Here is a 24,921-nt window from a genome sequence, read left to right on the forward strand (position 1 = left end):
AGTACGCTCTACTAGGGACTGTTGATCTTTGGTGGTTGAATTTTGTTCAAATTAAACGCATTTTGAACGCGGCGCCCCCTGCGACGCTTAATGAGTGAAGCAAGCAGGGGGCAACAAAGTTCAGGATGCGTTTAAATGAACCCCAAGGGCAGTATCTGAGAGGAATTTATCCGGCGTTAAACGTTCTTTGTGGAGAATAACTACACGGCACAACGTTTGCCTTGCCTAAATCCCTCTCAGATTTCTGCAAACCTAATCACAAAAGGTCAACAGTCCCTAGCAAAGAGGCGCCAATTAAACCGCCATCTTGATGAAATATTCCGGGGACGATCAACGGTGCATTAATGGGATTCAAAATCAGCGCTTTCACTTGCTCATCTAAACGTGCAATCAGTTCAGGCTCACTCGCTAAACCACCACCAACGACCACAATTGAGGGACTGAGAATATTCATCATCAACGCGAGCGGTTCACTCACGATAGCCAACCAGACTTGGATCGTTAGTTCAGCTTGGACATCCGATTGTTTATCTAAAGTCATAATTTGTTGACTGGTTAACGACTGTTGATGAAGTTGCAAATGCAACCGTTCGATTCCTCTCGCCCCAGCCAGTGTATCAAGGCAACCGGTCTGACCACAGCCACAGCGAATTCGTGGCAGATGAATTAAGCGACCATGGATAGAAACTTCAGTGCGAGTAATCGGCCCATGCCCCCATTCAGCCATAACGCCGCCGCGACCTTCAATAATTTTGCCATTAATAACCAAACCACCACCAATCCCTGTGCCTACAATTGCCCCAAGAACAATCGGCAAATTGCTCCCTTTTCCCAAATGCGCCTCAGCAAGGGTAAAACAATCTGCATCATTGGCAATATAGACTGGTCGTTTCAATAACTGTGAGAGTTCTCGTCGCAATTGATGGGTATGATAAGCACGAATATTACCTGCAAAAACCGTATCGGCAACATGATCAACGATCCCAGTTGTCGAGATAGCTAACGCTGAATCACGATCATAGTTGGATTGCCACTGCTCAATCAGTGTCACGAGGGCTTGACTCAATGCTTGCCAACTCTCGTTAGGAGTAGCAATTTTATCCAACAGCTTGATCTGTCCAGGCTTTGCTGAAACCGCAAACTTGATAAACGAGCCGCCAATATCGGCACAAATGACAGGTTTCACCATCGTGAGTTACATATTAGAAATATCAGTCATAAATTATCTTAGCTAGAACAGGTTGATTATCGCAATGGTTGATCACACAAAACGGGATACCCTAAGCACCTTAAGCTTAAAAAGTCACGGTAAAGAAAGATAAGCGAGCTCCCCAAAGCCCCATTCATGATTTCGCAATGAATGTTTTTTTATAGTAGTAACATAAATCAATCCAGGCTTGAGCGGCTTTCGATAGGTATCTCTGAGCATGCCATATTACCCCCAGATCCCAGTTAATCGTCGGTTCGATAGGGCGAATTAATAGTCCGTTGTGATCCATTCGACGGCACAATGGCTCTGGAACAAAAGCAACGCCCCCCGTTTTGACCAATGCCACTAAAAAATCCCACTGGCTACTACGTGCCGCAATTTGAGGGGTAAATCCAGCTTTCTGACACGCCTGACGAATTGACCCACTTAAGGTAAATTCATCGGTATAAACAAAAAAGGACTCCTCTGCAAGCTCTGACCAGCGAACGGTACTTTTCCTCCGCCAATTGGGCATGTCAGACAGTACGGCATATACGGGATAGCTATTAAATTCCAATGTTGCAAGCTCATTACCTATGTATTCTGAAAGCATCGTAATCGCGACATCAAGCTCTCCATCAAGCACAGCTTGCTCGACTTTGCGCCCCCCATACTCCAAAATAACAAGTTCTACATCCGGGTATAACTGACGATATTGACGAATAATACCGGCATACATGTGACCAATCATCGGCGGAATACCGACTTTTAACCGACCTTTACGCAACTCGTTTAAATCATCTAGCTCAGTAACCAATTCATCCATCTGGGATAAAATACCCTGAGCCTTTTGAAACACCACTTCACCCGCATCGGTTAACCAGAAACGCCGTCCGTCCCTGTGAAGCAACGGAAGGTCTAGTTCAACCTCTAAATTTTTAATCATTTTGCTAATCGTAGGTTGCGTTACAAAGAGCTTTTGTGACGCTTTCGTGAAGCTTTTTTGTTTAACTAATTCAACAAAATAACGTAATGCCTTGATATCCATAATAAGCTATTTACCGGAGTTACCTTATCATTCCAATAAGGAATAGTTTAAATAAAAAAAATTCATTTTTGGACTAGTTTGGAACTCCTTATACTGTGCGTCACTTCACAAATATTAACAAGAGTTATTCATTCAAATGCTGCGTCTCAGGGTTGTTCTACTCACCTGTATACAGGTTACTATTCTTTCCCTTATTTGGATGGCGGCTAACGTTTTTGTCCAGCGTCTGCATGTTCCCGTTCCATCTAATCTGGTTGGATTATGTCTATTGCTCATTTTGGTTTTCACCCGAATCATTCGCCCAAACTGGCTTCGCTTGGGAGCTAGTTGGTTATTAGCTGAAATGCTGTTGTTTTTCGTCCCAGCTGCTATTTCAGTCATTAAATATCCCCAATTAATTCGCCAATTTGGCCTACAAATCATGGCGGTTATTTTTCTAAGTACCCTTTGTGTCATAATTTCGACTGCATGGACCGTCGATAAAATGCACCGAATCGAGGTTCGCCTGGCTCGTCGTCGTGATCATAAACTCATCTTGTCGAACCGGAGTAATCGTTCATGAACAACTCTGCAATAGCCTTGGGTTGTTTCGTGCTGACGATCGTTTTATATCTCATTAGCAAGTGGCTATATCATAAAAAAAACATTGTCTTATTCATGCCTTTATTGTTAGCCCCCGTGCTCATTTTAATCGTAGTTCTGGCGCTGAAAATTCCATATAAAGATTACATTCAGGATTCACACTGGCTGCTGTGGATGTTAGGACCTGCTACCGTCGCTTTTGCGATTCCAATTTATGATCAGCGCCAACTCATTGCTAGACACTGGCTATCGCTCACTGTTGGGGTCTGTGTTGCAGTCTTGGTGGCCGTGACTACATCAGTGATGTTAGCTAGGTTATTTCATCTGACCATTGAGCTACAACGCAGTTTAGCCATGCGCTCGATCACCACCCCATTTGCCATTCAGGCCACCAAAATTATTGGAGGCCAGACAGACCTAAACGCCGTCTTTGTTGTCATTACAGGTGTACTAGGTATGGCAATTGGAGAATTCACTCTGACGCTCACTGCCATTCGTTCACGACTTGGTAAAGGGGCAAGTTTAGGAGCTTGTGCCCATGGGGCAGGAACGGCTAAGGCTTATCAGCTAGGCCATACAGAAGGCGTTACATCAAGCGTGATCATGATGCTGGCCGGCGTAATTACCGTCTGCGCCGCCCCGTTGATTGGTCATGTATTTTGGTAAGATGTCCGTAACTTTAGCTACATCAATCCATGTAGTTTTTGCCTCACGTTGAGGCGTTAAGCATCTGGGCAGGACCAGATGCTTTTTTATTTCACACTCTTTTACTCACTAATCTAATCTTGCGGTTCATCCTGCGGTAGCGATTCAATATGCAACGTCTGAGTTGGGAATGCACAATCAGCGCCATTTTGATGAATAATATCTAACGTTTTAAGCAAGACATCTTGCTTAATCTGATGATACTTTTTCCAATCCACTGTTTTAGTAAATGTGTAAATAAAAAAATCCAGGCTGGATGCCCCAAAGCCATTAAAGTTCACCATTAAAGTCTTATTGGCATCTATCGATTCGTGATTCTCCAGCATCTGCTTCACTTGTTCAACAATCGTACGCACCTGCGTCGCATCCTGATAACGAACACCGACCGTCTCATAAATGCGCCGATTTAACATGCGTGAGGGGTTTTCAACTGAAATTTGGGTGAAAACTGAATTGGGCACATATAGTGGCCGTAGATCAAATGTGCGAATTTTAGTCACCCGAAACCCGATACGCTCAACCGTTCCTTCTATCGGACGATCGGGGCTACGGATCCAATCGCCAACCCGGAAAGGCTTATCTAAGTATACGACAAACGCACCAAAAAAATTGGCCAACAGATCTTTAGCTGCCATCCCAATGACCAACCCACCAACACCCCCAAAAGCAAGCAATCCAGAGATGCTCACACCAAGGCTTTGGAAGACGGTAAGCAACACAATAATGATGATTGAAGCTTTCAGTAGTTTAGCAACAGCTTGAACCGTGGTTGCATCTCGCCCCTTAGCGATAAACTCTTCTTCACCACTATTGGTCACCCGCCAAGCAGCCAAGGCAAACAGACCTTCTAAACACACCTTGCGAACAACCGGCAGGTATATCGCTAAATTAGAATCGATCCGATCCGCAACACTATCAGCAACCAGACTCAGCCCCAGCAATAAAATAAACCAACTCACCGGTCCATTGAGCGATTCCCATAAAATATTGTCCCAGTGAGTCTGTGAACGCTCCGTTATTTTGACAATTCGTTTCCCAAGCACTCGCCATAAAAGAGTGACCAATAACGTCAAAGCAATAATACAACTTACTTCGATAGCCCACCCTTGCCCTAATTCATGAGTTAGATGGGCAAATTGCATATGAAACCAGTTAGAGGTGGTTTCCATAGATAAAATGTCTCGTTGATAAAATTAATGAATAAATCTTAGAGAAGAGTTTCACGAAGCTCAATGATAATCTTAATGAATCCTCCGTTGATTTAAGCAATGACCAACTTCCACGCCAACTACTTTTGCAATCGACGATGAAATTCAGCAGACTGATATTACCGTGCTCATAATTCATCTTAAGAGGTCATTATGACCAAACAGAATTCTCAACTTTTCGGCTACTCTAAAGGCGCTCAAGTTTTACAAGTCCCTGTTCAAGAATTACCTTTAGATGTTATTAATCAGGTTGTGTTCTCACAGGTTCTAGAACACAACGCCATGCTACAACTTTGCATGACTTTGATTGTTCCGCGAACACCCCAACCTAAACCAGCAATTATCTATTATCCCGGTGGTGGATTTACCAGTAGTAAACGGGATCAATTTATCGAAATGCGCGTTGCACTGGCCAAGACGGGTTTTGTCGTTGCAGCAGTAGAGTATCGTGTTGTGCCTCACCAATTTCCCGCTCCGATAATCGATGGTAAAGCGGCAATTCGTTATTTACGTCAGCATGCCAAAGAATTCACAATCAATCCGGATCGAATCGGTGTTTTAGGGGATTCAGCGGGCGGCTATATGGCACAAATGATGACTCTCGCAGAATCAGAAGAATTTGACCAAGGTGACTTCCTCAACCAGTCTTCAGCAGTCCAAGCTGGCGTCAGCATTTATGGGATCTCAAATCTGTTAAATATAGGTGAAGGATTCAACGATAAATTGCAACAGGTGCACCAATCGCCCGCTGTGACAGAGGCACTGTTAGTTCATGGAGCAGCATTTAATACGTTTGCGGGTGCATCGATTCAAAGCGACCCAGATCGAGCATTATATGCCAGTCCAATGGGACATATCGATGGCGCCAAACCACCACTATTATTGATGCATGGGAGTGACGATCCGCTAGTGAGCCCTATTCAAAGTCAGCAACTTTATGAGCAATTGCAGGAGCGTGAGGCTCTAGTTGATTATATTATCGTAGAAAAAGCAGGTCACGCAGATGATGATGTTTGGTATCAACCTGCTATTACTGATACTGTTTGCCAGTGGTTTAAGCGCCATCTATTAGATTAAATAGCCAAACTACAAACTGAGCGCATAAAAACGCTCAGTTAAATCGGTTTTTTACCATTAAACAATAACTGTTCAAAAATATCTGGCTCAAGCGCCTCACTGAACAAAAATCCTTGATAAGTGCGACATCCCCGATACTTAAGAAATTGCATCTGAAAATCTGTTTCAACACCTTCCGCAACCACCTCAATGCCTAAGTTTTCACTCATAGCAATAATCGTCGCGATAATGGCGCTACTGCCAGCTCGAGTCCCATTAACAACAACTTCATCGACAAATGATTTATCAATCTTAAGGCAATGAATCGGCAGTCGATTCAAATAGGCAAGTGATGAGTATCCAGTACCAAAATCGTCAATAGAGAAACGCACGCCAAACTCACGTAGCTCCGACAGTTTGGTAATCGTTTCATCAACATTGGTCACTAAAACGCCCTCGGTAATTTCCAGCTCCAGTAACGACGGATCACATCCTTCCTGATTAATAATATCAATGACTTCCTGGACAAAACCACTCCGATGAAATTGTTTCGGGCTAACATTGACAGAAAGGGTCTTAAACTGAACAGGGATCCCTTTGTCTTGCCACTGTTTTAATTTACGGCATGCGCCTCGCATCACCCACTCACCGAGTTCCACAACAAAACCTGACTCTTCTGCCATCGGAATAAAGACCCCCGGAGAGATCCACCCATAGCGCTCATCAAACCAACGCAATAACGTCTCAGCACCAGTCATCTGATAATTGTCATTAAAGCGCGGCTGAAAATAAATAACCATGTCATCATTGTTCATCGCTTTAGGCATCAACATCTGAATTTCATGACGCTGATGCGCCTTACTCGCCATCTCTTCGATAAAGAAATGAACTTTTGAACGTCCGACTTCTTTACCATGATAGAGTGCAATATCAGCCTGACGGAAGACTTCATAAGCTTTGTTTTTCTGATGTGGGAACAGAGCAATGCCAGTGGTGATATTCAAATTAATTTCACTATTCTGAATTTCGATGGTTTCACGGACATGGCTACTTAACTGGTGGGCAATGGAGAGTAATTTACGCACCGCGTTTTGTTTCACTTGTCCTAAATGAGTCAATAGTATCGCAAATTCATCGCCACTAATCCGCGCGACAGTATGCACATGGCTGCGGCGAGTTTCTAACCTTCTGGCAACTTTTTTGAGGATAAAATCGCCGATGTGATGACCAAATAGATCATTAATATTTTTAAAATTATCAATGTCTATGTAAAACAAACCACCAAATTCTTGATATTCAACGTGTGAGTCAATCGCTTGTTCGAGCTCTTCTAACAGTCGGCTACGATTCGCCAATTTCGTGGTTGAATCATAATTACTCTGATATACCAACTTCTCTTGAGCCCGGTGTAATTCCGAAATATCTTTAAATAATCCCACCATCCGGAGTGGTCTACTATCATCTTTTTCAATGACCATCACTCGCGGTGAAACCCAAATAATTTCGCCTCGAGCACTGACTAGACGATGAACATGCACAAACGTATCACGCACACCTTGCATATAAAGTCGAAATTGATTGAGCGTTTCGTCTTTATCATCAGCATGAATATAGTTTTGCCAACCCCCAATATCTTTCGCTAACTGTTGCGGTGCAATTTCCAACATGAGGGCCCATTGCTGATTAAAATGAACCTCATCAGTGACTAAATCCCATTCCCATATGCCGTTCATATCGCTATCGAGTGCAAACTGCCAACGTAACTCAGCAGCTTGTGTTTGCGACATGCAAGTGCTCAACGTTGAGCGCAAATCATTTAAAAAATAGCCAACCTGAGCCACTTCTCCTCGTCCAAATTGCTCGGTTTGTATCTGCGGGAGATGATGCAGATGATTGATTGAAATTTGCTTTAACGGCTTCACTAACCAACGGCGAATTAACATATTCATGACTAGGGCTCCCAACAAAATAAGCCCCCACTGCCATAATGCTTGATTAAGTAATCGTCGAAAAACTTGCGACCACTGATGGCCCAAATCATACTCAACCAACAAAACCCGTTTAGAACTACCTGAAGACTGATGCGTTATCACCGGCTCATAAAAAGCCCCCATTAAACCATTGTCAAAAACATACCATTGAGCACGGCTCGTATAGATAACTTTCTTGAATATTTTAGAATTAAAATATTCGCTTACATGATTGATAGACTCACCCTGATGCTGATGGTTACTATCCAGCAAGATATGCAGATTTGAGCCAACCAGCATGATCGAATGAAACGGCTGAAGATACGTTAACAGGTTTAAAAAATCTTCATTGTTTTGCTGCTGTGACTGTTCCAAATGCAAAAAGCCATTAATCCGCTTGGAGAAATGTTCAACTCGTTGCTGAGTTTCAGTGATTAAGCTTTGTTGATGAAAATTAATCGATCGCCAAAACAGCAGCCCTTGGGCAAGCGAGGCAATCACAAAAAAAATTATCGGGATAAGAATGCTAAGTGACAATCGGCGCATCTAACCACCTGATTGAATCGAACGGATGCAAACTTATCTCTATAAATCTAATTACTAGCTGATTAAACGATTTAAACTGCGGCAATTTATAATCATGGCAGGCCACTGAACAACTTTCCTTAGCTTGAGGTGCACTCCTAAAAGCAAACACCTTAACTACATCACTTGATCGAAAATTGTGACAAGATACAAAGGAAAATGGAAGAGAAATTAGAATAAATTATACAAAAAATCTATAGTGCTCTAATTTTTCAGGAAGTTATCGCTAAATTCTAGCAATTTTCATGAAGAACCATCGAACAAATTCGATGGTTCAGAAGTATTATAAGTTGCGAAGAGCTTCGATACGTTTAGCAATCGGAGGATGAGACATAAACAATTCACTAAAGGAACTTCGACCATTAATCCCAAAAGCTGCAATCGAACCTTCCAATTCACTTTCGTGTCCTTGACCTAAACGTTGCAACGCAGCAATCATTTTTTGTCGACCGACTAACTGCGCACTACCCGCATCAGCCCGATATTCTCGTTGCCGAGAGAACCACATCACAACGACCGAAGCAAGCATGCCAAAGACCAGCTCGAGCACAAATACGGTCGCCATATAAGCCAAGCCCCCCATTGCGGGACGATCTTCATCGCTATTATTGCCAACATTGGCAATAATCCCTGCAACAACCCGGGCTAAGAAGATCACAAACGTGTTCACAACCCCCTGAATCAGAGTCAATGTGACCATATCACCATTCGCGATATGGCTAACTTCATGAGCCAATACCGCCTCGGCTTCATCACGTGTCATTGAATTAAGAAGGCCACTGCTCACAGCAACTAACGAGTTATTTCTACTGGCCCCGGTGGCAAATGCATTCACCTCGCTCGAGTGATAAATTGCCACTTCTGGCATCCCTATCCCAGCGGCATTTGCCTGAGCTTGGACGGTACTCAAAAGCCAGTGTTCTTCACTGTTACGTGGCTGGCTAATCACCTGAGCCCCCACCGAACGTTTTGCCATCCACTTCGACAGAAGCAAAGAGATGAATGCCCCGCCAAAACCGAACACACTCGCAAAAACTAATAAACCAGCATAACTTCTAGAGTGTATTCCTGTCATCGCAAAAACAATATTTAAAATAATTCCAAGAACTAGCACAACAGCTAAGTTCGTCAGAATAAACAACAGAACACGTTTCATTTTGAATGCCTACCGTAAACAATCAGTTAAGACAAAAGTATAGTTTGCTAGGCGCAAATCGCTTAGCTTTCTCGAAGGATATTAGCGGTATTGGAAATAGAGTCAACATTCTATGTATCGGAATATCAGTTGGGTTTTTATCGGGATTTATATAGGCTTTAATCTTTTGACGATATCATACCCGATTCTGTCATGCCATATTTTAAAAAAGTGCCGTAACCGACATACTAATCGACACTCGTTGACAATATTGAGACAGATAAAGGAATTAACTCAACCGAGAAACATCCCTCTATGCAACTAAACTGCCTGAGCCTAATCACGAGGTTATAAATTTAGTGCGATGGTTACAGTAAAAATAACGGCAATATGGACATTCTGAAGAGGATTTAGAAGAGGGAAACTAAGCAGCACAACGATGTTGGACGATGCGCTGCCTCAGTTTAAAAAGATTATTTAACCGCCAGACCCTGCATGAATGATGCGGGTAAAAACATCGATACGACTGAAAACATAGCGGTTACACAGAGCATTAAAATAATTAACGACAATAGAATATTCAAAAAACCTTTCATTGCAGAAAAATGCTGCACTCGACCAACACATCGACTAAAAATAATCAGCGCCCATATGCCAATGACCAATTGAACCACTTGCATCCACCAGAGAGTTCCAACCAGATCAGGAGCCCGTTTAACCACCATAGCAGCAGGTAAAAACGCATCATGCCCGAGCAATGCAATACGAGGGATCCATAGAATCAAAGCCCAAATAGTCGGCACATTGGCCCAACTTACTGCAGCACGTAAATGTTCAGGGCTGGCATTTCCTCCTAACCATGAACCACTCCAGCGTAATAATCCCGCAAGAATATACAGCATCACAACGCCAAGAATAGATCCGGCAATCAGTGCAAAAATTGCTATTTGTGCACCATTAAAATGGCCACCTGCATTTAACTCGCTTAATTGGTATAAAAATTCAGAAAAGCCACTCACTGCGGCCAAAACTATGACTGAGTTTTTCGGATTAGTTTTTACAATCTGCTCAATGGTATCTCCCGGGCGAGTCCAGATCGATGTCCAGGGATTACGGATTGGTTGATTAGATTCCATGTGCAACTATATATCTTATTGAGTGGATTGATATCTTATTATACGGATTTTTAGGGGGATCAATCTAGTATTGACCTTAAAAACATAATCTCGCTGACACGACTAGAACTTAACAACACTCTGCCTAACCAAAATTATCGCTCACTTTTTTGCAATACAATAATGACAACCACCACAAATAAGCTACTATCCCAATCGCGCCCATGATTGAACAAGCCATTGTATTCAAGAGCTATCCAGCAACAATACAAGCCATCCACAAAATAAGATCAAAGAAATATAGAAAGCCTTATCAAACTGTTCATACAGCGGATTTTCTTAAAAACCACTCTCCGTAGAGAAGTGACCCCAAACTACCCTAATAAAATGAAGGATAAGCAGATACCGCCATACACTTCCAGACTAAAACGCCAATGGCCTCTCTGACAAATTTCATCACACTACAATCACCCAGATTAGAAATAGCAGACCAAGCTATCAGAAAACAAACCTGATTCAGTTGGAGTTATGGTGAAACTAGCAATAAAAAGGTACCCTAAGGTACCTTATTTCGTAGCAAATGAGTCAGTTACTACTTTTGTCGATGAACCGCTAACGGTGCACTTGCCTGAGATACGGGCATCATTTCAATACGATTGTAATTGACGTGCGTAGGCTGACTGACTAAAAAGGAAACCGTACTAGCGATGTCTTCCGGCATAATATATTTAACATTTTCATATACTTTAGCCGCTTTATCATCATTACCTTTAAAACGAACATTCGAGAACTCAGTATCCCCACACAAACCTGGCTCTATATTGGTCACCCGAACTTGAGTACCCAATAGGTCCGTTCTAAGATTTAGACTAAATTGTTTAACAAAGGCTTTGGTCGCGCCATAGATATTTCCGCCCGGATATGGGTATGTGCCAGCAATCGAGCCCATATTAATAATCAACCCACTATTTTGTGCAATCATCGTAGGCAGAACTTTCTGGGTAAAATAAACGAGACCATTGATGTTTGTGTTAATCATGGTCGTCCAGTCTGAAACCGCCAAGTTTTGCATTCCTTCAAGCCCCAGCGCTAGCCCAGCATTATTCACCAGAACATCGATACTGCCTTCTGGCACCTCACTAAAGGCTTTATCAATACTTGCAAAATCGGCGACATCACACACTATCGGAGTAAATAATTCACCAAGTTGTTCTTTTAGCACCTCAAGCTTCTCTGCTCTGCGAGCAAACCCCACAACATAATGCCCCTCGGCAACTAACCGTTGGCAAATGCTTTTACCAAATCCTGATGATGCTCCTGTCACTAAAATATTCATAGCGGTCCTTTTTGATGATGAAGAATGGCTTGTTGTACATATGTGATTCTTGCATATTACTGAGCATCAAATAGTCGCGCAACCGCTTACAACCAGAGTTCGCTAACCGCAAGCTGTGGATCGAAGTGGTACTGCACCTGGGCTTGTAAAAGTTCAGCACTGGATAACGCATCACTTTGAGCATGATGTGCTCGATATGGAGGTAAACCATATCGAGCACGGCTATTCGCAAGGCGAATAGATAATCTTGGCCGCCCAGTCAAACGTAGCCAGAAGTCCCGCCACCCTTGACGACAGATTTTGTTTTCAATTGCCATTGTATCAATCATGGGAAACAACAATTCTTCATGAACCCGATGTTTAATTGCTTGATTTAAGAAATTACGTTCAATCGCTAAATGATGTGCAACCACAACCCGACCAGCCATAAGTTCTAACAACATCGGCAGTACACTTAAAATATCAGGTTTATTTGCCACTCGCGATTGAGTGATCCCATGAACCACCACCGTTTCTTCAGGTAACTGTTGGTGAGGATTCACTATCCAATGACGTGCAGCAGGTAAAGTAATACGGGATAATGTAAAGGGGACTATACCAATACTTAAAATCGAATCTCGTGCTGGATTTAAGCCAGTAGTTTCAAAATCAAGAGCAACAAAAGGTACCGATTCTAGCGGCGTTTCGGCACTCACGATCCCCTGCTGATAGTAACGTTTTATGGCAGGATGGTGAGAACGACGCGCTTGCTGAAGATAATAATCAGGCCAGTTTACCGGTTCTGGTTCAACAAGCATTTGTGATGTCGGAAGATAGAACATGTTAAATCACCAAAACACTTAACTGTGAACTTTCGTAGTTTGATATCTAAATTTCAGATATTTTTGAGCATTACTGACAATCTGAAATGCATCTTTTAAATGGCGTTGTTCAAACGCTGATAGTGCTTCAGGCTCAATATTGTTATCAGGTTCTTGAGCTAATTCGATATCACTCGCCTGATGACGAATTCGAACCATTGAAATAAATTCCAAGGCATCACGTAAATCAGAAGCACGACCTTTCGGCAAAATATTAGCTTCATCAATAGCATTTAAGCGGTCAAATGAGTTTTGTTCGGTAATCCCCAGTGACAAAGCATGCACTCGAATAAGATCGACTAATGGGGCGCTTCCACGGCGTTTCAAATTAATTGAATTATTATGCTGGCCATTTTTTTCCATCACAAAATCTTTAAAAAACCCTAATGGTGGCGTGCGATTTAGAGCATTACGCGCCATACAAGCTAAAAAGCTCGGGCTGCGGCGAGCTTGCCGCTGGATTTGGAGGCGCAGTTGATCGGCCCACTCAGTTTTCCCCCACACCCCATCTAAATCAAAAAAGATATTACTATCGAGCAATGAACGAGGCGTTGGATGGGCAATCCATTCACTAAAACATTGTTGCCAGTTCTTTAAACTCATACGCCACTGCGGATTGCTCGCCATAATATTGCCTTTACACAACGAATAACCACAGCGAGCCAGTCCCTGACAGACAAACTCAGCCAATTTGGCAAAATATTCGCCATGCACTTGTTCGTCATAACGATTATCAAGCACCAGAGCATTATCTTGATCCGTTACAATAAGCTGCTCATCTCGAGCCATTGACCCTAGTGCTAAAAAACAATATGGGATCGGCGGAGGCCCAAGCTCCATTTCAGCTAGTTCTAACAGACGCTGTTTAAAGCTGCGGCCAATCACCGCCATTGCGCTACCTATCATTCGCGAGTTGGCATCTTCGTTCACCATTCGGACAAAACAATCTTTCACGTCATCACTTAAAATAGCTAATTCATCAACGCTATTTTTAGCAAAGATACCACTGACGATGAAAAGGCTACTTTGCGACTCGTAGCGAATGATATCCATCATATCGATGATCCCAAGCGGCTTACGTTTTGATAACACTGGCAAATGTTGCAGGTTATAACGAAGCATGGTCATCAACGCTTCAAAAACAAACTGCTGAGACTCGATAGTCACCAACTCTTTAGACATCACAAAACCAATTGGTGAATCAAGGTCGATCCCTTTAGCCAAAACGCGTATGCGGAGATCACTGTCAGTCACGATACCAACGATATTGTGCTCAGCTTGCGGCTGATAATCATAAATTTTATCCGCACCATCAACATGCTCAACTAGCACCGAGCTACAGACCGCTTCCGTCATCTTCTGCGCTGCTTCGCGAATAGTAGCATGCACATCAATCGTCACTAACGGCCGATTTAACAGCATATTGACGCGCGAACTCATTAGATCATTACCATCATTCTGATTGGATACCACTTGACGCAGTCGGCGACGATCTTCAAGTTCAACAAAATCAGCAAACTGCTCAGATTGCTCACACAAGTCATAAAAAAGATGATCGGGAATCAGATACACTAGCGTATCTTCAATCGCTCGAGCGGGTAGACGAACCTTCTTGTTCATCAAAAGCCCCATTTGGCCAAATAGCTCTCCTTCGCCTAAGCGATTATAAAGCTCCCCATTACGCCGAAATATTTCAACTGAACCAGAACGAACCATATAGAGATCTGAGATTGGGTCGCCATAGAGGAAGATGTCACAATCTGCTCGGTAATAGCTAATGGATACCTGCGAAGCAACAAGTTCGAGTTGCTCTTCACTAAGCTTATCAAATGGCTCAAATTGGCGAATAAAGGCCAAGACCTCAAGCTGCTCTATTTCCATCAAATGCTCCAGAATGCTAATAGCAAATCGGGGCTTGTTAGCCCCGATTAAATTCAAACATTATTTTTTCTTAACTTTTTTCGGCCTCGGTTCATCCATCAACCCTTTAACAAGAGCCACACAAGAGGCCAAAAGGACAATCGTAAATGGGAAACCAGTCGAAACGGCCATGGCCTGCAAGGCAACTAACCCCCCACCTAAAACCAGGGAGATTGCAACTAAGCCCTCAAATGTACACCAAAATACGCGTTGTGGTTTGGGAGCTTCAACTTTACCGCCAGCTGAAATCGTATCAATCACTAACGAGCCTGAGTCAGATGATGTAACAAAAAACACAATCACTAGAATAATACCAATAAATGAAGTGATTGAAGATAATGGCATATGCTTCAGCATCACAAATAATTTCAGCGGTAGGTCAGCATTGGCAACGGCTTTATAACCCTCGTTAACATACTGGTAAATCGCTGCATCCCCAAAAGCTGTCATCCAAGCCACACAGGCCAGTGAAGGGATCAGCAAAACACAGGTGATAAATTCACGTACAGTTCGCCCACGTGAAACACGTGCAATAAACATCCCAACAAATGGCGACCATGAAATCCACCATGCCCAATAAAATGCAGTCCAGCCCTGTTCAAAGTTACTATCTGTACGCCCAAATGGATTCGCTAAAGCAGGAAAATGCTGAACATAACCAACAATGTTGTCAAAAAAGCCTGTGACAATCATCATTGTGGGTCCAACAAAGATCACAAACAACAGCAGCAATAATGCCAATATCATGTTAATTTCAGACAAGCGACGCACTCCGGCATCTAGGCCTGCCAATACCGAAGTCGTAGCTGCTGCAGTGATTAAAAAGATCAAAATAATCTGAGTGGTATCGCCTAATGGGATCCCAAACAAAAAATGTAAACCTGCGGCAGCCTGAGAGGAACCAAGGCCTAACGAGGTTGCCAGTCCGAACAAAGTCGCCACAATCGCCAAAATATCAACGATATGACCTGGCCACCCCCAGACACGTTCACCCAATAGTGGGTAAAAAATTGAACGCATCGTCAATGGGAGCCCTTTATTAAAGGCAAAAATCGCCAACCCTAACGCTATCACGGCATAAATTGCCCATGGGTGTAATGCCCAGTGAAAGATCGTTGCGGCCATCCCCAACTGTTCTGCTAAGGCAGTATTTCCAGCCGCTCCTCCCAAGGGAGCCCAGTCAGTCCGCATGCCACTGGCATCAAACTTGACCCCACCTAATGCAGCCGAGAAATGACTTAACGGCTCAGAGACACCGTAGAACATCAAGCCAATCCCCATACCTGCGGCAAATAGCATGGCAAACCAGCTTAAATAACTGAAGTCAGGTTTCGCTTCAGTTCCGCCAATGCGAACCCGACCCAATGGAGAAACAACAATAGCAAGACAAACCAGCACAAAAATATTGCCAGATAACAAAAAGAACCAATCTAAGCTTGAAGTTAACCAGTTTCGCAAATCGCTAAACATCGGAGCGACTTGGTTTTGAAAAGCCAGGGTTAACACGACAAACGCAACAATTGCCAATCCAGCAATCATGAAAACACGGTTATGGATATCAAATCCAAAAGGCCCTATCTGCAGGGCTACGTTATCTTGACCGACCTGATAATCGGTATCAATCGGATTCACCTCACCATCTGGTAAAATGACATCCATTTCTTCATTTTTCTTTTCGCTCACACACTTTCTCCTATTCCTATGAAAGTTTTGCTTCGCTAAAGGCTTATGTTTAATAAACTCAGCAAAAAACTTTACCAATGACCCAACTTTAAAGTTCTCAAGCCTTACAAGCCTTAAAGAAAGAAACACAATTTATAAAATCCCGGTATTCTAAAGATTCATAAATATATTTCAACCAGAGGACCCATCCCCCTAACTAAATGAGACTAACATGTTATTATATACGCAGCATCTAGCAGATACGCTAAAATACATAGAAAAAGTATAGGCAAACCTACATGTATTGCTGAATTTTTAACAAGAGATAGACCCAATATGGATTTCCGAGCTTGGCGTATTTACCGTGGATATACAAAGCGACAATTAGCACACCTCTGTAAAGTTTCAACTCGATGCATCCGGAACATCGAAAAAGAACAAAAAGCAAGCGCAGATCTAACCACTAAACTCTATTCAATTCTGTCTATTCCTCCTGATTCTCCCTATCCACCAGCGTTTCGCAATGAACAAAAACGGCAAAATGATGTCACTAAAATAAATGAAATAGGTCATTGGTTTAGGCGCATTGCCTATCTTATGATCGTAATACTGCTCATCTTTTTATTTAAAAATTGGTTTATTACGTTCATTAATCTATTTAAGTAAATCGTTTAACTATCCATCATTATTTTAATAATTACCTCAACTCCCAGTATTGAACCTCTCTAGCTGGAGATAATATTTACATTTCTTATGCTTGATAAACCGTTAGCTCTACCGGCCAACACACGCTGGCAATATACAATTCAAAATTAAGGGCCTAAACAGGGGAGCAAAACTGATGCACGTTATAAAATTTGTTCTGAAGGATGATTTCTCAATCAATGGTTTTGATAGGTCACCAAAACCATTGCTTTGAATTAAACAAAACCACCTATCGTCTTGCTTAAATAATGTACTAAGTAAACAATCCCACGTAATAACTACCCAATGCGCCGATAACCATCAACATTAAGATAAATATATTATAATAATGGTAATCATTTTTCCGGCGATTGCGTTTTATTCGTAACAACACCTCAACAATGGTGATCCCAAAACATAGCCAAAGCGAACGGATAAACCATGGTAGATAGGCTGCATCCCAATGCTGTCGAGTTGCAATCCCCTTATAATCAAGATAACCATAATTAACTTGTGGACGTGCATAGTGAAACACAATCAATGCGACTAAAAATAGTACCCAACACAGGACCGATAATGCTCCTAATAACCGTTGAAAGCGATCGGGGCCTTTACGGCGATTAACAAAAGTTCTTTTCATTGGAGCTCCTTTTTAGAATTCAAAGAATTCACCTATCCTTCCAATATCTACTGAGTCTAGATATCAATGATCGATCTGGACAAAGCAATCATCTATATAGACCAATTTTTTCTTGAGTCTTGTATCCTGACGAGTAACATAGCAGATTCGAATTATTTGACCATTTATAACGGAGTATTTTGCTGCTATGACGCACACTTCAGTGGCCGACCTCCTCGCAGGCAAACATCAGGTTGGCGAGCAGGTAACTGTCAAGGGCTGGATTCGCACTCGGCGCGATTCTAAAGCGGGAATTTCATTTTTAGCTGTTCACGATGGCTCATGCTTTAATCCCATCCAAGCAGTTGTGCCTAATAAGCTTAATAATTATGACAATGAAATCCTGCGTTTGACTGCAGGCTGCTCCGTTGCGATCACTGGTAATTTGGTTGAATCACAGGGCAAAGGGCAATCTTTTGAGATTCAAGCTGATGAAGTAACAGTGATTGGCTGGGTTGAGAATCCAGATAGCTATCCAATGGCAGCCAAACGCCATAGTATTGAGTACCTCCGTGAATATGCGCATTTACGTCCGCGCACCAATGTGATCGGAGCAATTACTCGTGTTCGTAACTGCTTATCCCAAGCACTACATCGTTTTTTCCACGAACAAGGCTTCTACTGGATCAGCACACCTATTATTACCGCTAGTGACTGTGAAGGCGCCGGCGAAATGTTCCGTGTTAGTACGCTGGATTTTGCTAACTTGCCACGGACTGAAAATGGCGCAGTAGACTTTAGTGATGATTTCTTCGGCAAAGAAGCATTTCTAACTGTTTCTGGCCAGCTAAATGTCGAGACTTATGCTTGCGCATTGAGCAAGGTTTATACCTTTGGTCCAACATTCCGTGCGGAAAATTCAAATACCAGCCGCCATTTAGCCGAATTTTGGATGGTTGAACCCGAGATCGCTTTTGCCAATCTGGACGATGCTGCAGAACTAGCTGAAAAAATGCTGAAATATGTATTTAAAGCTGTTTTAGATGAACGTCGTGATGATATGGAGTTCTTTGCTCAACGTATTCAAAAAGATGCCATTACTCGCTTAGAGAGCTTTATTAGTCAAGATTTTGCACAGGTTGACTACACAGATGCTATCGATATCTTAATTCAATCAGGTCGCAAATTTGAATACCCAGTGCAATGGGGGATTGACATGTCTTCTGAACATGAACGGTATCTGGCAGAAGAACACTTTAAATCACCAGTAGTGGTTAAAAACTATCCAAAAGATATTAAAGCATTCTACATGCGTATGAATGAAGATGGTAACACGGTTGCCGCAATGGATGTTTTAGCACCAGGCATTGGCGAAATTATTGGGGGAAGCCAGCGTGAAGAGCGCTTAGATGTGCTCGATGCTCGCCTTAGCGAAATGAACCTTAATCAGGAAGATTACAGCTGGTACCGCGATCTACGTCGTTATGGCACTGTGCCTCATTCAGGCTTTGGGCTGGGATTTGACCGGTTAGTAACTTACGTCACTGGCATGCAAAACATTCGTGACGTCATTCCATTCCCTCGCGCACCACGCTTGGCTGATTACTAACAGCAAGAAGATCATTGTTTAGCAGGACTTATCCTGCTAAACAATTAACTAATACTAAGTTAATTTCTATACCGCTCCCTGTCTCATCACCTAGAATCCGTCTCAATACACACATCGGCTATTTTCCTACTAGATACTTCTAGAGCAGCAATATCAAACATCACTTCGTATGCGCGACACCATCACTTGTCGGTGCATATGACAACGGAACGAGCACAAATAGCGTGGGGATCTGGATGCACGACCGGCCACTCACATAGGTATGAGTCAAACACGACCTTGGTGAGAAGAGCAAACGAATCATCTCTCGCCGGTCATCACAACACATCCGAGAGATAGTGTAGCAACAGCAAAATCATGAAGTTTGAGAACACATCATCATGCTAATCACTTCGCAGCGCGAAGCCAAACAACTGCTAAACCAAACTTGTGACGAAATCGCTAATTGTATATGCTTTTTTCTGAATTGGTTTAGCGGCCGGGGTCCCTAGATATAAAAATCCGACAATCTGTTCTTTGTCACTCAAACCTAGTTTTTCTTTGACCAATGGATCGTAACTTACTCCTCCACTGCGCCAAATGCCGTTAAATCCTTGCGCAAGTGCAGCCATCTGCATCGCATGAACCGCACAACCAGCTGATAATAACTGTTCAGTTTCAGGGACTTTGGGATGTTCGGTGCAACTTGCGATCGCAACAATAATCATTGGCGCTCGATATGCCATCTGTTTGGCTTTATCCACATTACCACCAGTGGCTTGTGTTGCTTCAACAAATATTTCAGTCAGTTTATCCAGACCTTCACCTTGGATTTCGATAAATCGCCATGGACGTAAATCACCATGATCTGGCGCTTTAAGGCCTGCTAGGTAGATATTTTCTAACACTTTACCAGCCGGCGCGGGATCTGAAAGTTTTGCACAGGAATGGCGATTTAATAACAGCTCTAAACTATCCATTTTTTGTTCCTTAATATATGATTCATTCTTCTATTTTGCTTGACTGTCAGATTAAAAAAAAACACACTTTTATCCGAACAATCAAACCCGCAGGCTGACAATATGGCTAACTCCAAATCACTGCCCTCATCTAAGCCTATACTACCAGCGCAAAAATCAATCGTTGAGTTAGTTGAACGTTATCCAACTCAAACCATCCGAGTCCTCAAAGCCTGGCTCAAACAACCCAATGAAAAGCCACGTCGTTAAAATCCTATTACCTATTCAGTCACAAGGAAATGGAACATGAAGTTACTCATCGGTTCAGATATTCATGGTGATCGCCAGGCAACCGAACGCCTGATCAGTGCTTATCACCATCACCATTGCGATTATCTCATTTGCCTGGGGGATCTACTCAATCACGGACCTCGCAATAAAATCCCGAAGCATTATGATCCACAAGCCGTTGCAGAACTGCTCAACGAGTATTGTGATGAACTGCTAGTCGTTCGCGGTAACTGTGACAGTGAAGTCGACCAAATGCTCTGCAAATTTCCGATGCTTAGCGATTATCAACAATTGCTAACCGCTCAGCGCCGCATTTTTTTAACTCATGGCCATATTTATCGTCCAAATAACCTGCCCCTGTTAAAATCAGGCGATCTATTTGTAAGTGGTCACACCCACATCCCCGTCGCCAATTGTGGCGATGATGGAATATATCGGCTCAATCCCGGCTCCGTTGCGATTGCTCGCGATGACTGGCCTGAAAGCTATGCCTTACTAGATGAGCAACGAATGCAGGTCTGCCATCTTATTGAGCATCAACTATTAATAGAGTGCGTATTCGCCGATAAACATAAAAAAACAGTGAAAGCACGAACAGACAATTGAGCATTCTCTCTGTCACAGGTATGTTAAACTTATACTTTTATTAACTTATAGCGTAGCGGTCTCTATGAAAATTTTGTTTAGACTCATTGGCAAGCTTCTAAAATATGCGTGGCGAACGATTAATTTTGTTCGCCAATTTATTGTGAATATCTTTTTTTTCGCTATCATCATTGCGGTCATTGTAGCCTTCAATCATCAAGGACACCAAAAACCGACTCCAGAATTAACTGGCCGTAATGCTCTGACTATTAACCTAGATGGTAAGTTAGTCGAACAGCCGCGAAAAATCAGCGATATCACCCGTTTAGTTCAGAAATACTTAGGGGCGCAGTTACCTCAAGAGATTGGAATTCATCAGTTAGCTCATACTATCGAACAGGCTAAAAGCGATCCTAATATTAATGGTATTGTGCTTAACTTAAATGATCTGCAACATTCCGGATTGAGTAAACTACAAACGGTTGGCCAAGCTCTAAACGACTTTAAAACATCCGGCAAGCCCGTCATTGCAATTGCTGACAACTATGATCAGGGACAATATTTCTTAGCCAGTTTTGCAACCCAAATCATTCTGAATCCAGCCGGAGCAGTGATGATCAAGGGGCTCAGCGCGAATGAACTCTTCTACAAAGATGCGCTAGATAAACTGGGGATTCATATGCATGTCTTCCGAGTTGGGATCTATAAATCTTTTGTCGAGCCATATATTCGGAACAACATGTCCAAGCCTGCTCGGGAAGATCTAACCCGTTGGGTTGGCAAAATTTGGCATGATTACACAGAGCAAGTTGCTAAAAATCGTCAAATTACTACCGAAGATGTTGCGCCAAGTGGTGCCGAATTGCTAGCAAAACTCAAAGCTGTCGATGGCAATGCCGCACAATACGCACTGAACAATAAATTGGTAGATCATTTATTTACTCGTGATGAAACCAAGCAATATCTGATTCATCTGTTTGGGGGAGATAACCACGGCGATTATAACTACATCACCTTAAATCACTATCAACCCCTGAAACCGCCATTGTACCAAAGCTTGAACTCATCACAGCCACAAATCGCGGTATTAAATGCATCAGGCCCCATTGTTAGCGGTAGCGGCACTAATGGTGTGATTGCCTCCGATGATATGATTGAAGCGCTGGATAAAGTGCAGCATGACGCTAATATTAAAGCATTAGTATTACGTGTTGATAGCCCTGGAGGAAGTGCCTTTGCTGCTGAACTCATCCGTTCAAAACTAGCATCAGTGCAAAAAGCAGGGAAACCTGTCATTGTTTCGATGGGCTCAACAGCAGCATCCGGTGGGTATTGGATTTCTTCGACCAGCGACCATATCTTCGCGCAAAGTTCGACGATCACGGGTTCTATCGGGATCTTTGGCATGTTTGCAACCGCTGAGGATGGCTTAGGTAAATTGGGCATTCACACTGATGGGGTCGCAACGACCGACTATGCAACCGTTACGCCACTTGCACCACTGCCTGATGATGTCGCTAAAATCCTTCAGCTCAATGTTGAAAATGGCTATCACCAGTTTGTTTCATTAGTTGAAAAAGGCCGTCATTTTAAAAGCTTCAATGCTGTAAATAAAATCGCTCAAGGACGGATCTGGACGGGTCGCGAGGCTAAATCGATTGGTTTAGTCGATTCTATCGGTGGACTAAATAGCGCAATCAAATATGCTGCTAAAAAAGTGCACCTCACCCACTATGCACTCGTGCATATCGATACTTCTGGCAGTACACCAGAACATATCGTGGCCCAGATATTAGACTCGCAAGCAGGCCAATGGTTATCATCGACCTTACCGTGGTTACCATCTCTGGCTTCGATAAAAACTCAGACGCCATTGGTTCTGTTAAAACAGGATCCAAAACATCTGTTTAGCTACTGCAGTCTCTGTCGCAATCCGTTATAAACAATATTTAGCCCGGTGCAATGCCGGGCTTTATTTCGACAATCACTTTGCTTGTTTTGCAAGCACCGATATAATGCCCGCCATCAACATTTAATGAGCATATTTATGGCGAACAAATCAATTTATATTGCCTATACGGGTGGCACTATTGGCATGCAACGCAGTCCTTATGGATATGTTCCTATAGCTGGTTACATGAGTGAACAGCTCGCAAAATCTCCAGAATTCCACCGTCAGGAAATGCCAAGCTTCACCGTGCATGAATATGCACCCTTAATCGATTCATCAGAGATGACACCTGAACACTGGCAGGCGATTGCCAATGATATCCAAGCCAATTATGACCAATACGATGGTTTTGTAGTACTGCATGGTACTGATACCATGGCTTATACTGCATCCGCTTTGTCGTTTATGCTTGAGGATCTCTCGAAGCCAGTTATTATTACCGGTTCCCAAATTCCGCTGTGTGAACTCAGATCAGATGGCCATACCAATCTGCTCAATGCACTATACTTAGCTGCATATTACCCGATTGCTGAAGTTTGCCTGTTTTTCAATAATACCCTGTTTCGCGGCAACCGTTCGACCAAAGCGCATGCAGATGGATTTGACGCATTTAGCTCGCCAAACTTTCCTCCTTTACTTAAAGCCGGAATTCAAATCGAACTGATTAAAGGTCAAATCAACGCTTGTTCCAAAAACACGCTCAATGTTACGCCCATCACTCCACAACCGGTAGGTGTGGTGACACTATACCCGGGTATATCAAACGATGTACTGAAAAATATCTTGCGCCAACCCGTGAAGGCGCTAATTATTTTAAGTTACGGTGTGGGCAATGCCCCTCAAAATGAGCAGTTTTTAGCACTGCTAAAAGATGCTTGTGAACGCGATGTTATTGTTATTAATTTAACCCAATGCTTAAGCGGAACGGTCAATATGGGAGGCTATGCAACCGGTAATGCACTCGCTCGTGCCGGGGTAATTAGCGGAGGGGATATGACAACAGAAGCTTGTCTGACCAAATTACATTATTTGCTCAGCCAGCCATTAAGCGTAGATAAAATTCGCCAGCTCATGCAACAAGATATTCGTGGAGAACGGACATCACATTAATTGTATTTAGCAGCGGGAATCACAATAACCCCGCTGCTCTGCACTATCAACCTCAGGCTGATTGGGCACTACGACGCTGCTCATAGTGATCAGCAAAGGCCTCAATTGCTGCTTTTTCATATGGGCGCAGGCCACCTAAAATGGCTTTTTTGATCCCTTTACCAATGACTTCGTCGCCATCAGCAAAAGCAAAATGCAGATGCTCATCAGCCCGTTTACCTTGCACATCAAGTGTTGTTTCACGAAGCTCAATTCTCAGGTTATCGGCATCCAGTGTTTGCAACTCAAAACTCATACTGTCGTACATCACTAATGGACGAGCTGGATTAAACATTACCTGATGTTCAAGCAACAAAGGCATAAGCAAAGTTGGAAAATTTTGCCCTGAGAACGCACCGTAGTGGCGAATCAGTGCTTCGATCATCGCTTCGTTATACGTTTTTTTACCAGCAAACGACACTTCTAACAGACTTTTACCATGTTGGTCTGTAATCGTTAACTGTTCTTGTGTTGCCTTAGGAAGCTGCAAACGAGTTTGTTCATTGACCATTCCGGTAAAACGAAATTGCATTTTTTGGCTCAGACCATAATGCTGCAACACCATTGAAAACAGTAAATCACCAGGGACACAAAAACGTTTCGCATCCGGATCGTGGATTGGATTAAAATCTTGACAAATCTCTTTGGCAAACTGACTAGCCTGCACTGGACTAATGACAACGCCATCTGGATGATGTTGATAATATTGATCTAAAAACATGGG

General features: G+C 42.8%; 21 protein-coding genes. 8 read left to right on the forward strand and 13 right to left on the reverse strand.

Features of this window, described 5'->3' with window-relative positions:
* Positions 1-256: 256 nt before the first annotated feature.
* Together EV690_RS10335 and EV690_RS10340 are read right to left on the reverse strand one after the other, a co-directional pair.
* Entirely contained in the window at positions 257-1,189 is a 933-nt protein-coding gene (locus EV690_RS10335) for an ROK family protein (protein ID WP_131912930.1), read from the reverse strand.
* A 154-nt stretch (positions 1,190-1,343) separates the two neighbouring features.
* On the reverse strand, positions 1,344-2,237 hold the full coding sequence (locus EV690_RS10340) for a LysR family transcriptional regulator (protein ID WP_131912931.1): 894 nt from the start codon (positions 2,235-2,237) through the stop codon (positions 1,344-1,346).
* A 136-nt stretch (positions 2,238-2,373) separates the two neighbouring features.
* Between EV690_RS10340 and EV690_RS10345 the strand changes: the two genes are divergently transcribed.
* Positions 2,374-2,799: a CidA/LrgA family protein gene (locus tag EV690_RS10345; protein WP_131912932.1), complete on the forward strand. Its 426-nt coding sequence runs from the start codon at positions 2,374-2,376 to the stop codon at positions 2,797-2,799.
* Entirely contained in the window at positions 2,796-3,485 is a 690-nt protein-coding gene (locus EV690_RS10350; RefSeq protein WP_131912933.1) for an LrgB family protein, read from the forward strand. Before EV690_RS10345 ends, EV690_RS10350 begins: the two co-directional genes overlap by 4 nt.
* 113 nt (positions 3,486-3,598) lie before the next feature.
* Here EV690_RS10350 and EV690_RS10355 read toward each other — a convergent pair whose 3' ends face one another.
* Positions 3,599-4,666: a mechanosensitive ion channel family protein gene (locus EV690_RS10355; RefSeq protein WP_396022825.1), complete on the reverse strand. Its 1,068-nt coding sequence runs from the start codon at positions 4,664-4,666 to the stop codon at positions 3,599-3,601.
* A 219-nt stretch (positions 4,667-4,885) separates the two neighbouring features.
* Between EV690_RS10355 and EV690_RS10360 the strand changes: the two genes are divergently transcribed.
* Positions 4,886-5,809 carry an alpha/beta hydrolase gene (locus EV690_RS10360; protein ID WP_131912935.1) on the forward strand — a complete coding sequence of 308 codons (924 nt, stop codon included), beginning with the start codon at positions 4,886-4,888 and terminating at the stop codon, positions 5,807-5,809.
* A 38-nt stretch (positions 5,810-5,847) separates the two neighbouring features.
* On the opposite strand, the gene EV690_RS10365 is transcribed toward EV690_RS10360, so the two are convergent.
* From EV690_RS10365 to EV690_RS10400, 8 genes are all read right to left on the reverse strand, one after another.
* Positions 5,848-8,304, reverse strand: a complete 2,457-nt coding sequence (locus EV690_RS10365) for a putative bifunctional diguanylate cyclase/phosphodiesterase (RefSeq protein ID WP_131912936.1) — start codon at positions 8,302-8,304, stop codon at positions 5,848-5,850.
* A 322-nt stretch (positions 8,305-8,626) separates the two neighbouring features.
* Complete coding sequence (gene htpX / locus EV690_RS10370; RefSeq protein ID WP_131912937.1) at positions 8,627-9,499, reverse strand: protease HtpX; 873 nt, start codon at positions 9,497-9,499, stop codon at positions 8,627-8,629.
* Positions 9,500-9,951: 452 nt separating this feature from the next.
* Positions 9,952-10,614 (reverse strand): Yip1 family protein, encoded by a 663-nt coding sequence (locus EV690_RS10375; RefSeq protein WP_131912938.1) that lies wholly within the window; start codon positions 10,612-10,614, stop codon positions 9,952-9,954.
* A gap of 571 nt (positions 10,615-11,185) precedes the next feature.
* On the reverse strand, positions 11,186-11,929 hold the full coding sequence (locus EV690_RS10380; RefSeq protein ID WP_131912939.1) for an SDR family NAD(P)-dependent oxidoreductase: 744 nt from the start codon (positions 11,927-11,929) through the stop codon (positions 11,186-11,188).
* An 86-nt stretch (positions 11,930-12,015) separates the two neighbouring features.
* Positions 12,016-12,750, reverse strand: coding sequence for a 3'-5' exonuclease (locus EV690_RS10385; protein ID WP_224055012.1), 735 nt, complete (start codon positions 12,748-12,750; stop codon positions 12,016-12,018).
* 18 nt (positions 12,751-12,768) lie between these two features.
* On the reverse strand, positions 12,769-14,670 hold the full coding sequence (locus EV690_RS10390) for a DUF294 nucleotidyltransferase-like domain-containing protein (protein ID WP_131912940.1): 1,902 nt from the start codon (positions 14,668-14,670) through the stop codon (positions 12,769-12,771).
* A gap of 60 nt (positions 14,671-14,730) precedes the next feature.
* Positions 14,731-16,368, reverse strand: a complete 1,638-nt coding sequence (locus EV690_RS10395; protein WP_207907525.1) for a BCCT family transporter — start codon at positions 16,366-16,368, stop codon at positions 14,731-14,733.
* A gap of 961 nt (positions 16,369-17,329) precedes the next feature.
* Positions 17,330-17,695, reverse strand: a complete 366-nt coding sequence (locus tag EV690_RS10400; RefSeq protein WP_131912942.1) for a hypothetical protein — start codon at positions 17,693-17,695, stop codon at positions 17,330-17,332.
* Between the two features lie 187 nt (positions 17,696-17,882).
* Between EV690_RS10400 and asnS the strand changes: the two genes are divergently transcribed.
* Complete coding sequence (gene asnS / locus EV690_RS10405; RefSeq protein ID WP_131912943.1) at positions 17,883-19,283, forward strand: asparagine--tRNA ligase; 1,401 nt, start codon at positions 17,883-17,885, stop codon at positions 19,281-19,283.
* 416 nt (positions 19,284-19,699) lie between these two features.
* On the opposite strand, the gene EV690_RS10410 is transcribed toward asnS, so the two are convergent.
* Positions 19,700-20,242 carry an NAD(P)H nitroreductase gene (locus EV690_RS10410; RefSeq protein WP_131912944.1) on the reverse strand — a complete coding sequence of 181 codons (543 nt, stop codon included), beginning with the start codon at positions 20,240-20,242 and terminating at the stop codon, positions 19,700-19,702.
* Between the two features lie 102 nt (positions 20,243-20,344).
* On the opposite strand from EV690_RS10410, the gene EV690_RS18250 reads away from it, so the two are divergent.
* From EV690_RS18250 to ansA, 4 genes are all read left to right on the forward strand, one after another.
* On the forward strand, positions 20,345-20,491 hold the full coding sequence (locus tag EV690_RS18250) for a hypothetical protein (RefSeq protein WP_165872728.1): 147 nt from the start codon (positions 20,345-20,347) through the stop codon (positions 20,489-20,491).
* Between the two features lie 36 nt (positions 20,492-20,527).
* Positions 20,528-21,118, forward strand: a complete 591-nt coding sequence (gene yfcE, locus EV690_RS10415; protein ID WP_131912945.1) for a phosphodiesterase — start codon at positions 20,528-20,530, stop codon at positions 21,116-21,118.
* Positions 21,119-21,182: 64 nt separating this feature from the next.
* Positions 21,183-23,039 (forward strand): signal peptide peptidase SppA, encoded by a 1,857-nt coding sequence (gene sppA, locus EV690_RS10420; protein ID WP_131912946.1) that lies wholly within the window; start codon positions 21,183-21,185, stop codon positions 23,037-23,039.
* Between the two features lie 105 nt (positions 23,040-23,144).
* A complete protein-coding gene (gene ansA / locus EV690_RS10425) occupies positions 23,145-24,158 on the forward strand; it encodes an asparaginase (RefSeq protein ID WP_131912947.1) in 1,014 nt (337 codons plus the stop codon).
* A gap of 52 nt (positions 24,159-24,210) precedes the next feature.
* Here ansA and EV690_RS10430 read toward each other — a convergent pair whose 3' ends face one another.
* Positions 24,211-24,918 carry a DUF3581 family protein gene (locus tag EV690_RS10430; RefSeq protein ID WP_131912948.1) on the reverse strand — a complete coding sequence of 236 codons (708 nt, stop codon included), beginning with the start codon at positions 24,916-24,918 and terminating at the stop codon, positions 24,211-24,213.
* Positions 24,919-24,921: the final 3 nt, after the last annotated feature.

It is taken from the genome of Celerinatantimonas diazotrophica (assembly GCF_004339545.1).
In the GTDB taxonomy this organism is placed as follows: Bacteria; Pseudomonadota; Gammaproteobacteria; order Enterobacterales; family Celerinatantimonadaceae; genus Celerinatantimonas; species Celerinatantimonas diazotrophica.

What these genes read in the sequence shown, in the direction of transcription:
- EV690_RS10365 (WP_131912936.1), bottom strand. Translation starts at nt 8,304, where the DNA reads ATGCGCCGATTGTCACTTAGCATTCTTATCCCGATAATTTTTTTTGTG.
- EV690_RS10375 (WP_131912938.1), bottom strand. Translation starts at nt 10,614, where the DNA reads ATGGAATCTAATCAACCAATCCGTAATCCCTGGACATCGATCTGGACT.
- asnS (WP_131912943.1), top strand. Translation starts at nt 17,883, where the DNA reads ATGACGCACACTTCAGTGGCCGACCTCCTCGCAGGCAAACATCAGGTT.
- ansA (WP_131912947.1), top strand. Translation starts at nt 23,145, where the DNA reads ATGGCGAACAAATCAATTTATATTGCCTATACGGGTGGCACTATTGGC.
- EV690_RS10360 (WP_131912935.1), top strand. Translation starts at nt 4,886, where the DNA reads ATGACCAAACAGAATTCTCAACTTTTCGGCTACTCTAAAGGCGCTCAA.
- EV690_RS10400 (WP_131912942.1), bottom strand. Translation starts at nt 17,695, where the DNA reads ATGAAAAGAACTTTTGTTAATCGCCGTAAAGGCCCCGATCGCTTTCAA.
- EV690_RS10335 (WP_131912930.1), bottom strand. Translation starts at nt 1,189, where the DNA reads ATGGTGAAACCTGTCATTTGTGCCGATATTGGCGGCTCGTTTATCAAG.
- EV690_RS18250 (WP_165872728.1), top strand. Translation starts at nt 20,345, where the DNA reads ATGGCTAACTCCAAATCACTGCCCTCATCTAAGCCTATACTACCAGCG.
- EV690_RS10385 (WP_224055012.1), bottom strand. Translation starts at nt 12,750, where the DNA reads ATGTTCTATCTTCCGACATCACAAATGCTTGTTGAACCAGAACCGGTA.
- htpX (WP_131912937.1), bottom strand. Translation starts at nt 9,499, where the DNA reads ATGAAACGTGTTCTGTTGTTTATTCTGACGAACTTAGCTGTTGTGCTA.
- EV690_RS10340 (WP_131912931.1), bottom strand. Translation starts at nt 2,237, where the DNA reads ATGGATATCAAGGCATTACGTTATTTTGTTGAATTAGTTAAACAAAAA.
- EV690_RS10390 (WP_131912940.1), bottom strand. Translation starts at nt 14,670, where the DNA reads ATGGAAATAGAGCAGCTTGAGGTCTTGGCCTTTATTCGCCAATTTGAG.
- EV690_RS10350 (WP_131912933.1), top strand. Translation starts at nt 2,796, where the DNA reads ATGAACAACTCTGCAATAGCCTTGGGTTGTTTCGTGCTGACGATCGTT.
- yfcE (WP_131912945.1), top strand. Translation starts at nt 20,528, where the DNA reads ATGAAGTTACTCATCGGTTCAGATATTCATGGTGATCGCCAGGCAACC.
- EV690_RS10430 (WP_131912948.1), bottom strand. Translation starts at nt 24,918, where the DNA reads ATGTTTTTAGATCAATATTATCAACATCATCCAGATGGCGTTGTCATT.
- EV690_RS10380 (WP_131912939.1), bottom strand. Translation starts at nt 11,929, where the DNA reads ATGAATATTTTAGTGACAGGAGCATCATCAGGATTTGGTAAAAGCATT.
- EV690_RS10345 (WP_131912932.1), top strand. Translation starts at nt 2,374, where the DNA reads ATGCTGCGTCTCAGGGTTGTTCTACTCACCTGTATACAGGTTACTATT.
- EV690_RS10410 (WP_131912944.1), bottom strand. Translation starts at nt 20,242, where the DNA reads ATGGATAGTTTAGAGCTGTTATTAAATCGCCATTCCTGTGCAAAACTT.
- sppA (WP_131912946.1), top strand. Translation starts at nt 21,183, where the DNA reads ATGAAAATTTTGTTTAGACTCATTGGCAAGCTTCTAAAATATGCGTGG.
- EV690_RS10355 (WP_396022825.1), bottom strand. Translation starts at nt 4,666, where the DNA reads ATGCAATTTGCCCATCTAACTCATGAATTAGGGCAAGGGTGGGCTATC.
- EV690_RS10395 (WP_207907525.1), bottom strand. Translation starts at nt 16,368, where the DNA reads ATGGATGTCATTTTACCAGATGGTGAGGTGAATCCGATTGATACCGAT.